This is a genomic window from Streptomyces sp. NPDC058619 (assembly GCF_042717785.1).
Taxonomy (GTDB): domain Bacteria; phylum Actinomycetota; class Actinomycetes; order Streptomycetales; family Streptomycetaceae; genus Streptomyces.
Genome location: NZ_JBHXQN010000101.1, coordinates 1 through 11545, shown reverse-complemented (window position 1 = coordinate 11545; position 11545 = coordinate 1). Strand labels below are relative to the sequence as shown.

Here is an 11545-nt window from a genome sequence, read left to right as displayed (position 1 = left end):
GAGTACACGACCGGTTCCGGCCGTGGTCCGTCCACGGTGCGCGAGGAGATCCTCTGCGCGGCCTTCGCTGAAGTCCTCGGTGTGGACAGTGTCGGTGTCGACGACAGCTTCTTCGCTCTGGGTGGCCACTCCCTCCTCGCGATCCGACTGGTGGAAGTCCTGCGCACCCGCGGCGTTTCGGTCTCGGTGCGGGTACTGTTCCAGACCCCGACGGTGGCAGGCCTTGCGGCTTCGTCCGGCGCGGAGAACGTCGTCGTGCCTCCCAACGTCATTCCGGAGGGCGCGCAGGCGATCACGCCCGACATGCTCCCGCTGGTCGACCTGACCGGCGGGGAGATCGAGCGGATCATTGCGACCGTGGACGGTGGCGCGGCGAACGTCGCCGACATCTACCCCCTGGCTCCGCTGCAGGAGGGTCTGCTCTTCCACCACCTCCTCGCCGACGGCGGCGAGGACGCCTACGTCATGCCGACAGTGCTCGAGTTCGACTCGCGTGAGCGGCTGGACGCGTTCACCGACGCGCTCCAGCAGGTCGTGGACCGGCACGACATCCTGCGCACCGGCATCGTGTGGGAAGGCCTGCGCGAACCAGTGCAGGTCGTGTGGCGCAGCGCCCAACTCCCAGTCATGGAGCTCGAACTCGATCTGCATAGTTCCGACCCGGCGGCCGACTTGGTCGCGATGGCCGGTTCCCGCATGGATCTGGGCCGAGCCCCGCTGATCGGGCTGCACACGGCGGCGGTGCCTGGGGGCGACCGGTGGTTTGCGCTGTTCCGGGCGCACCACATGGTGCAAGACCATACGGCCGTAGTGGTGTTGCTTGAGGAGGTGCAGGCGGTGCTCGCCGGGAGGGCTGCCGAGCTGCCGGAGCCGCTGCCTTTCCGGACGTTCGTCGCACAGGCGCGTGCGGGGCTTGACAGTGGGAAGCACGAGGCGTTCTTCGCCGACCTGCTGGGTGACGTCACCGAGCCCACCGCGCCGTTCGGGCTGGTGGACGTGCGGGGTGATGGCGCGGGCATGGTGCGGGCCGGGGTTACGTTCCCGGACGAACTGAGCGGGCGGCTGCGTGAGGTGGCGCAGCGGATTGGTGCGAGCCCGGCCACGGTGATGCATGTGGCGTGGGCGCGGGTCCTTGCCGCGGTCAGCGGCCGGGACGACGTGGTGTTCGGCACCATCCTGTTCGGGCGGATGAACGCCGGAGCCGGGTCGGACCGGGTCGCCGGGCCGTTCATGAACATGCTGCCTGTACGGGCAGGCCTTGGCGACGGTATAGGTGTTCTCGCGGCGGTGCAGGCGATGCGCGGTCAGCTCGCCGGGCTCCTTGAGCACGAGCACGCGCCACTTGCCGTTGCCCAGCGCGCCAGCGGAGTGCCGTCGGACGCACCGCTGTTCACCTCGATGTTCAACTACCGGCATGAGGGCGGCCGTGCCTCCGCCCGGATCGTGGAAGCGGAAGAGGAGCAGAAGGGCCTGGACGGAGTCAGGACGGTGCTGGTCGTCGACCGCACCAACTACCCCCTTTCGGTCGCCGTTGACGACGACGGTCACCGGCTGCGGGTGGTGGTCGACGCGGTCGCCCCGATCGACCCGCACATCGTCGGGACGCTCGTCCGCGCGGCCACCGAGAGTCTGGCGGCTGCGCTGGAGGAGGCCCTTGCCGGCGGTCCCGATGCTCCGCTGAGCGGCATCCGTGTGCTCGATGACGCCCGGCGTCGCCAGGTGCTCACCGAGTGGAACGACACGGGGGCGGAGGTGTCGTCGGTGGGGGTGCCCGAGCTGTTCGAGGCGCGGGTGGCCCGTGCCCCGGATGCCGTCGCGGTTGTCGCTGATGGTGTTGAGGTGTCGTTCGGGGAGCTGGATGCGCGGGCCAACCGGCTTGCGCACTATCTCGTCGGTCAGGGTGTGGGTCCGGAGTCGCTCGTCGGCCTGTGCCTGCCACGTGGTGTGGACATGATCGTGGCGATCCTCGCATCCTGGAAGGCGGGAGCGGGATATCTGCCGGTCGATCCGGAGTATCCGGCTGAGCGTGTCGCGTTCATGCTCGCGGACAGTGGGGTTGCGGTCCTGCTGAGCGAGGAGGAGGTGCTCGACGAGCTGCCGGTGGGGCGGGTGCGGGCCATCGCCTTGGACGACCCGCTGGTCGCGGGTGCGGTGGGGGCCTGCCCGGAGACCTCGCCGGGGCTGCGTGTGGGGCCGGACGGTCTGGCGTATGTCATCTACACCTCCGGCTCCACCGGTCGTCCGAAGGGTGTGGCGGTCACCCACGGCGGCCTGACGAACTACGTCGTATGGGCGAGCAAGGCGTATGGGATGCAGGACGGTGGCGGAGCGCCGCTGCACTCTTCGCTGGCGTTCGACCTCACGGTGACGAGTGTGCTGGTGCCGCTGGTGTCGGGCTCCGCAGTCGTGGTGAGCCGGCAGGGCGGGGCGGAGGGGCTCGCGTCCCTGGTCGGCGCCGGTGGTGGTTTCGGGCTGATGAAGCTGGTACCGGCCCATCTGCCGCTGCTGACCGAGCTGATACCGGACGACAGGCTTCCGGGCGCGGCGCGCAGGGTGATCGTCGGTGGCGAGGCGCTGACCGGTACCGCCGTGCGGTCCTGGTTGGAGCGGGCGCCTGGTTCGGTGGTCGTCAACGAGTACGGTCCGACCGAGACGGTGGTCGGGTGCACCGTCTTCGAGGTGTCGGCAGGGCAGGACGTGGGCGCCTCCGTGCCGATCGGCAGGCCGAATGCCAACACCCGGGTCTATGTGCTCGACGGGATGCTGCAGCCCGTGGTCCCCGGAGTCGGCGGCGAGCTGTACATTTCCGGGGCGCAGGTGGCTCGTGGCTATGTGCGACGGGCCAGCCTGACGAGTGAGCGCTTCGTGGCCTGCCCGTTCGAGCCCGGTGTCCGGATGTACCGGACCGGCGACCAGGTCCGGTGGACCGCCGATGCGCAGCTGGACTATCTGGGGCGGGTGGACGAGCAGGTGAAGGTCCGGGGCTTCCGGATCGAGCCGGGAGAGGTCGAGGCGGCCCTGCTGACCCACCCGTCGGTGGGCGGGGCCGCGGTCGTGGCCCGCGAGGACACCCCGGGCGACGCCCGCCTCGTCGCCTACGTCGTGGCGCCTGAGGGGGAGCGTTCGTCAGGTGCAGAACTCTCCGTTATTCTGCGGAAGTTCGCTGCTCAGCGACTGCCTGAGCACATGGTGCCCTCAGCCGTCGTCCCGCTGGAGCGGCTGCCGTTGACTCCCAACGGCAAGCTCGACCGCAAGGCACTGCCCGCACCGGAATACGCCGGGTCGGCGGGTGTCGGCCGGGAACCGTCTACGCCGCAGGAGCGGGCGCTGTGCGAGGCGTTCGCCCACGTTCTCGGCATCGACGAAGTAGGCGTGGACGACGACTTCTTCGAACTCGGCGGCCACTCCCTCCTTGCAGTCCGCCTCGTGAGCCGGGTGCGCGCGCAGCTCAGCGTGGAACTCCCACTGCGAGTACTGCTCGACAACCCGACGGTGGCAGGTCTCGCACAACAGCTTGGAAAACAGAAGTCAGCTAGGCCGGCCTTGCGGCCCATGCGTAACCAGGGGGATTCCTGATGTTTCCATTGTCATTCGCGCAGCGCCGCCTGTGGTTCATCGAGCAGCTCGAGGGGCCGAGCTCGACGTACAACATTCCCGTGGTCCTTCCGCTGTCGGGCCACGTCGACCGGGTGGCGCTCGACGCCGCCCTGCGGGATGTGATCGGCCGTCACGAGGTGTTGCGGACGGTGTTCCCCACGGCCGATGGAGAGCCGTACCAGCACATCCTCAAACCCGACGCACTGTCCTGGGAGCTGTCCTACGCCGAGGTGCCGCCCCAGGACCTGGCGGCGGCCACCAGGGAGGCGGTGGCGCGACCGTTCGATCTCTCCTCCGACGTGCCGATCCGTGCCTGGCTGTTCGCGACCGGTCCCGACGCGCACGTACTCGTCGTGGTCGTACACCACATAGCCAGCGACGGCTGGTCCACCCGGCCGCTGGCCCGGGACCTCTCAATGGCGTACGCCGCGCGGTGCGAGGGCCGGGCGCCGGAGTTCGAACCGCTGCCGGTGCAGTACGCGGACTACGCGCTGTGGCAGCGTGAACTGCTCGGCGAAGAGAATGACCCCGAGAGCGTGCTCTCCCGTCAGATGGGCTACTGGCGCCAGCAGTTGGCAGACCTGCCGGAGGCGTTGGCGCTGCCCTTCGACCGGCCGCGCCCGGCGGTGGCCGGCTTCCGCGGCCACACGGTGCCCCTGACGGTGCCCGCCGAAGTGCACGCGCGGCTCGCGGAGATCGCACGCACGTCGGACGCCACGACGTTCATGGTGGTCCAGGCGGCACTTGCGGTGCTCCTGTCCCGCCTCGGCGCGGGTACCGACATCCCGATCGGCGCCGCGGTCGCCGGGCGCACCGACGTGGCCCTGGACGACCTGGTCGGGTTCTTCGTGAACACCCTCGTCATGCGCACGGACCTGTCGGGGGATCCGACGTTCAGCGAGCTGCTCGCCCGGGTGCGGGAGGCTGGTTGGAGCGCTTTCGCGCACCAAGACGTGCCGTTCGAGCGGCTGGTCGAGGAACTGGCCCCAACGCGTTCGCTGGCTCGGCACCCGCTGTTCCAGGTGATGCTCACCATGCAGAACACCGCCGACGCGGCCCTGGATCTGCACGGTGTGCAGGCCGGGGGAGCTGCGGACGGCGCCCGTCCGGAGTCGCTGACCGGCGGCTTGGCGGCCAAGTTCGACCTGGAAGCAAGCGTGGCCGAGGTGTTCGACGCCGAGGGGCGCCCGGCGGGACTGCGCGGCGAGCTCATTGCGGCGGCGGACCTGTTCGACATCGCGACGGCCGAGCGCCTGGTCGAGCGCCTGGGGCAGGTCCTCGCCGCAGTCGCCGCCGACCCCGGGACCCGACTGAGCGCGGTCGATGTCCTGGACGCGGACGAGCGTCGCCGGGTTCTCTCGGACTGGAACGACACCGCCGCTGAGGTGCCGCAGGCCACCGTGACGGAGCTGTTCGAGGCACAGGTGGCCCGCACTCCGGACACGGTCGCGGTGGTGTGGGAAGGCACCGAGCTGACTTACGCCGAACTGGACGCGCGGGCCAACCGTCTTGCCCGACACCTGATCGGTCTGGGCGTTGGCCCGGAGTCGCGGGTTGCGGTGTGCCTGGAGCGCGGCGTAGACGCGGTGGCGGCCCTCATCGGCGTGCTCAAGGCCGGCGGTGCGTACGTGCCGGTGGATCCGGCGTACCCCGCCGAGCGGATCGCGTACATGCTTGGCGATGCGGCGCCCGTGGTTGTCCTCGCCGCCTCGGCCACCGCCACTATCCTCCCGCCCTCCGGGCTGCAGGCCGTGGTTCTCGACACGCCGGAGACCGTCGCCGCGCTGGCCGCTCTGCCTGCTGGTGCGCCCGGGCAGCACGAGCGCGTGGCCCCGCTGACCCCCGGCCATCCGGCGTACGTCATCTACACCTCCGGCTCCACGGGCCGTCCGAAGGGCGTGGTGGTGGAGCACCGGTCGGTGGCGGGGCTGCTGGCGTGGGCGGGTGCCGAGTTCGGCGGCGCCGACTTCTCCCGGGTGCTGCTCTCCACCTCGTTCACCTTCGACGTGTCGGTCTTCGAGCTGTTCGGCCCGCTGGTCACCGGCGGATCCGTCGAGCTCGTCCCGGACCTGCTGGTGCTCGCCGACACCGAGCGCGGCCCCTGGCAGGTGAGCCTGGTCAGTGGCGTTCCGTCGGCCTTCGCCCGTATCCTGGGCCGCTCCGGCCCCGAGGTCCGTCCGCGTACGGTGGTGCTTGCGGGCGAGGCGCTCACTGGCGACGCGGTGGCCGGTATTCGCCAGGAGCTGCCGGGCGCGCGGGTGGCGAACATCTACGGTCCCACTGAGGCGACCGTCTACACCACCGCCTGGTACGCCGACACCGACGTCGAAGGCGCCGTACCCATCGGCCGGCCGATTTCCAACGCCCGCGTGTACGTCATGGACGGCTATCTGTCGCCGGTCGGACCCGGAGTGGCCGGCGAGCTGTACATCGCCGGCGCGGGTCTGGCGCGAGGCTATCTGCACCGCCCCGCCCTGACCGCGGAACGTTTCGTCGCCGACCCCTACGGCGCGCCCGGTGAGCGCTTGTACCGTACGGGTGACCTGGTCCGGTGGACCGCCGACGGGCAACTGGAATACCTGGGTCGCGCGGATGAGCAGGTCAAGATCCGCGGCTTCCGTATCGAGCTCGGCGAGGTCCAGTCAGCGGTGGCCGCGCACCCGTCGGTGGCCCAGGCCGTGGTGGTGGCTCGTGAGGATGTCCCCGGCGACAAGCGCCTGGTGGCGTACGTCGTGACCGGCGCAGCGCCCGAAGAGGAGCTGTCGGCGGCGGTGCGAGCCCTGGTGGCGGAGCGACTGCCGCAGTACATGGTGCCGTCGGCAGTGGTGGTCCTCGACGCGCTGCCCCTGTCCCCGAACGGCAAGCTGGACCGTGTGGCTCTGCCTGCCCCCGAGTACACCAGCGGCTCCGGCCGTGGACCCTCCTCTGTCCGTGAGGAGATCCTCTGCGAGGTGTTCGCCGAGGTCCTCGGCGTGGACAGCGTCGGCGTCGACGACGACTTCTTTACCCTCGGGGGCCACTCCCTGCTCGCGGTACGCCTGGTGGAGGTGCTGCGGACCCGCGGCGTGTCCGTCTCGGTGCGGGCGCTGTTCCAGACCCCGACCGTGGCAGGGCTCGCCTCCGCGGCCGGTGCGGAGAGCGTCGTCGTACCGCCGAACGTCATCCCGCAGGACGCGCAGGCGATCACACCGGAGATGCTCCCCCTGGTCGACCTGACCGTCGAGGAGATCGAGCGGGTCGTCGCGACCGTGGACGGTGGCGCGGCGAACGTCGCGGACGTCTATCCGCTGGCCCCCCTGCAGGAGGGTCTGCTCTTCCACCACCTCCTCGCCGACGGCGGCGAGGACGCCTATGTGCTGCCGACCGTGGTCAGGTTCGACTCGCGCGCGCGGCTCGAGGCGTTCACCGAGGCCCTCCAGCGGGTCGTGGACCGGCACGACATCCTGCGTACCGGCATCGTGTGGGAAGGCCTGCGCGAGCCGGTACAGGTGGTGTGGCGCCACGCCGCCGTGCCCGTCGACGAGGTCGCACTCGACCCGCAGGCCATGGACCCGGTGGCGGAGCTGGTCGCAGGGGTCGGCTCGGCCATGGACCTGCGGCGCGCGCCGCTGATCCAGGTGCACGTGGCGGCCGAGCCGGGCGGCGAAGCGTGGCTCGGGCTGGTGCGGATGCACCACATGGTTCAGGACCACACGGCGCTGGAGGTGCTGCTCGCTGAGGTGGAGGCATTCCTGTCCGGACGCGGGGACGGTCTGCCCGTGCCGATGCCCTTCCGCGACTTCGTAGCCCAGGCGCGTGGCGGGGTGGCCCGTGCCGAGCACGAACGCCACTTCTCCCAGCTCCTTGGCGACGTGACCGAGCCGACCGCGCCCTACGGCCTGGTCGACGCGCACGGCGACGGCGCGGCAGTGGTCCGCGCCAGGCAGGAGTTCCCGCCGGGCCTTGTGGAGCGGGTCCGCGGCGTCGCCCGCGGACTGGGTGCCAGCCCCGCCACCGTGCTGCACGTGGCGTGGGCACGGGTGCTCGCGGCGGTCAGCGGCCGCGAGGACGTGGTGTTCGGCACCGTCCTGTTCGGCCGCATGAACGCTGGTACCGGATCGGACCGCACGCTGGGCCCGTACATCAACACGCTGCCCGTACGGGTGCGTACCGGCGAACTCGGGTCGGCGGATGCGGTCACTGCGATGCGCGGCCAGCTCGCCGAACTGCTCTCCCACGAGCACGCGCCCCTCGCCCTGGCCCAGCAGGCCAGCGGCGTGCCCGGTGACACCCCGCTGTTCACCTCACTCCTCAACTACCGTCACAACAGCGGCCGTCCGGCCGCCGGTGCGGCGGACGAGGCGAGCGCGGCAGGGATCGCGGGCATCAGGGCCGTTTTTTCCCAGGAGCGCAACAACTACCCGCTGACCGTCTCGGTCGACGACGACGGGGACGACGGCATCGGGCTCGCCGTGGACGCGGTTGCTCCGATCGTTGCCAACGCGGTGGGTGATCTACTGCGGACTGCTGTGGAGAACCTGGTGACGCTGCTCGAAGGCGTCCTTGAGGGCGGTCCGGATCGGCCGCTGCGCAGCGTGAAGGTGGTGGACGGGAATGAGTGCCGCCGGATGCTCGTCGAGTGGAACGACACGGCGGACGACACGCCGCGCCGACTGGTGCCGGAACTGCTGAGGGAGCGGGCCGCGCAGGACCCGGCGGCGGTCGCCGTGGAGTGCGATGGTGTCGAGGTCTCCTACAGCGAACTGGACGCGCGGGCGAACCGGCTGGCACACCTGCTGGTCCGCCGCGGCGTGGGCTCCGAGTCGGTGGTGGGCCTGTGTCTGGAACGCGGTGTGGACGTGCTGGTTTCCGTCCTTGCGGTGTGGAAGGCCGGTGGCGCGTACCTGCCGGTGGATCCCGAATACCCGGTGGAGCGTGCCGCGTTCATGCTGACGGACGCCGCGGTGACCTGTGTCCTCACCGGGCAGGGCACCCGCGGCCGGCTCGCGGAGTTCGAGCAGCGATCCGGTGCACCCGTTGTGGTGCTCGACGATTCTTCGGTGGAAGCCGAGTTGGCGGGTCTGCCGGGTAACGCGCCGACGCCGGACGAGGGTGCGGGCGCCGTCTTGCCTGCGCACAGCGCGTACGTCATTTACACGTCCGGGTCGACCGGGCGTCCCAAGGGGGTCGTGGTCACCCACGACGGCCTGGCGAATTATGTGATGTGGGCGCACCGGGCCTATGGCATGGCCGAGGGGGGTGGGGCGCCGCTGCATTCGTCGCTCGCCTTCGACCTGACGGTCACGAGCCTGCTGGTGCCCCTGGTGTCCGGCTCCCGAGTCGTGATCAGCCGGGAGGGAGGAGCCGAGGGTCTTGCCGCGGCGGTGCGTGATTCCGGTGGGTTCGGCCTGGTGAAGGTCGTGCCGGGGCATCTGCCACTGCTTTCCCGGCTGCTGCCTGACGGTGTGCGCGCGGGGGCGGCCCGCCGCTGGATCGTCGGTGGTGAGGCGTTGCAGGGTGCTGATGTGCGCGCCTGGCTCGACCAGGCGCCCGAATCCGTTGTGGTCAACGAGTACGGGCCGACCGAGACCGTGGTCGGGTGCTGTGTCTTCGAGGTGGTGGCCGGTCAGGAGGTCGGCGACTCGGTGCCGATTGGGCGACCGATCGCCAACACCCGTCTGTACGTGCTGGATGGCAACCTGGCGCCGGTACCTGTGGGGGTGGCGGGCGACCTGTACATCGCGGGTGCCGGCCTGGCCCGTGGTTATGTGGGCCGGGCCGGGATCACGGCTGAGCGGTTCGTTGCCTCGCCGTTCGCGGCGGGCGAGCGCATGTACCGCAGCGGCGACGTGGCCCGGTGGCGTGCGGACGGCGAGCTGGAGTACCTGGGCCGCTCCGACGATCAGGTCAAGATCCGTGGATTCCGTGTCGAGCCGGGTGAGATCGCGTCCGCGCTGGCGGAGCATCCGTCCGTGGCCCAGGTGGCGGTCGTGGCGCGCGAGGACGTTCCGGGTGACAAGCGCCTGGTGGCCTATGCCGTGCCGGGCGAGGCCGTTCAAGGTGATGAACTGGTGCAGGGTCTGAGCCAGTTCGCGGACCAGGTGCTGCCCGCGTACATGGTGCCGGCAGCGGTCGTCGTCCTCGATGGGTTGCCGCTGACGGTGAACGGCAAGCTGGACCACACGGCCCTGCCCGCACCGGAATACAGGGCAGGGGCGAGCCGCGGGCCCGCCAACGCCCGCGAGGAGATCCTGTGCGAGGTGTTCGCCGAGGTCCTCGGCCTGGAGAAGGTCGGCGTCGACGATGACTTCTTCCGCCTCGGGGGGCACTCCCTGCTCGCCGTGTCGCTGGTGGAGCGGCTGCGGCTGCGCGGCATCTCCGTCTCGGTCCGGACGCTGTTCGAGCGGCCGACGGTGGCGGGCCTTGCCGGGGACACGGCCGCGGAGCGCATCGAGGTACCCCCGAACCTGATCCCCGAGGGCGCGCAGGAACTCACTCCGGAGATGCTGCCGCTGATCGGCCTGACCGCCGACGAGATCGAGCGGATCGTCGCCACGGTCGAGGGCGGCGCCGCCAACGTGGCGGACATCTACCCGCTGGCCCCACTGCAGGAGGGTCTGCTCTTCCACCACCTGATGGCGGGGTCCGGACGCGACACCTACGCGGCCCCCACGGCGCTCGAGTTCGACTCGCGCGCCCGCCTCGACGCTTTCGTGGACGCGCTCCAGCAGCTGGTGAACCGGCATGACATCTACCGCACCTCCGTGGTGTGGGAGGGGCTGCGCGAACCGGTGCAGGTGGTGTGGCGCAACGCCCGGATCCCCGTCGAGCGCGTGACGCTCGATCCGGACGGCGCGGAGATTGTGGAACAGCTCCTGGAGCTCGGCGGCACCTCCATGGACCTGAGCCGGGCGCCTCTGGTCGACCTGCACGTCGCGGCCGTCCCCGGCTGCGACCGCTGGGCGGCGCTGTTGCGCATGCACCACATGGTCCAGGACCACACGACCCTGGAGGCCGTCTTCGAGGAGCTGCAGGCCTTCGTGACCGGGCGGGGCGCGGAACTGGCGAAGCCGCTGCCCTTCCGCGACTTCGTCGCGCAGACCCGCAGCGGCGACAAGCGCGAGGAGCACGAGCGGTACTTCGCCGGGCTGCTCGGCGATGTGACCGAGCCGACCTTCGCGTTCGGCCTCGCGGACGTGCACGGCGATGGCACCCACCTGTCCAAGGCCCACGTCGACTTCGAGGCGTCCCTGGACGACCGGGTACGCGCCACCGCGCGCCGCCTCGGCACCAGCCCCGCGACCCTGCTACACGTGGCGTACGCCCGGGCCCTCGCTGCCGTCAGCGGCCGCGAGGACGTGGTCTTCGGCACCGTCCTGTTCGGCCGGATGAACTCCGGCGCGGGCTCCGACCGGGCGCTCGGTCTCTTCATGAACACTCTGCCGGTCCGGGCGCGGGTGTCCGGCGTCGGAGTCGTCGAGGCGGTCGGCTCGATGCGCAGCCAGCTGGCCGGGCTCCTTGAACACGAACACGCGCCGCTCGCCGTCGCTCAGGGCGCCAGTGGCGTCACCGGCGACATCCCCCTGTTCACCACGCTTCTGAACTACCGTCACAACACCACCGGCCCGGTCGCGCGCGTCGCTGACGGCGGCAAGGGCGAGGGGTTCGAGGGCATCCGCAGGCTGTTCATGCGGCCCCTCAACAACTATCCGCTGACGGTCGCCGTGGACGACAACGGAGACAGCATGGGCCTGGTGGTGGACTCCGCCGACCCCGGTGACCCGCGCGCGGTGGGTCTCCTGGTGCGGACCGCCCTCGAGAACCTGGTCGCGGCGCTGGACTCCGCGCTGGACGGCGGCCCCGAGCTGCTGCTGAGCTCGGTCGAGGTGCTGGCCGAGGGTGATCTGCATCGGGTTCTGGTGGAGTGGAACGACACTGCGGCGGAGGTGCCCGCCGGTACGGTGGCGGT

At 70.8% G+C, this 11545-nt stretch carries 2 protein-coding genes; both read left to right on the top strand.

Annotated elements, in window-relative coordinates; translation table 11 throughout:
• Window positions 1-36 precede the first annotated feature (36 nt).
• Window positions 37-3576, top strand: coding sequence for an amino acid adenylation domain-containing protein (locus ACFWTC_RS37495; RefSeq protein ID WP_384075066.1), 3540 nt, complete (start codon window positions 37-39; stop codon window positions 3574-3576).
• On the top strand, window positions 3576-11545 hold a 7970-nt coding region (locus tag ACFWTC_RS37490; RefSeq protein WP_384075063.1), incomplete at its 3' end, for an amino acid adenylation domain-containing protein. The genes ACFWTC_RS37495 and ACFWTC_RS37490, both read left to right, overlap by 1 nt.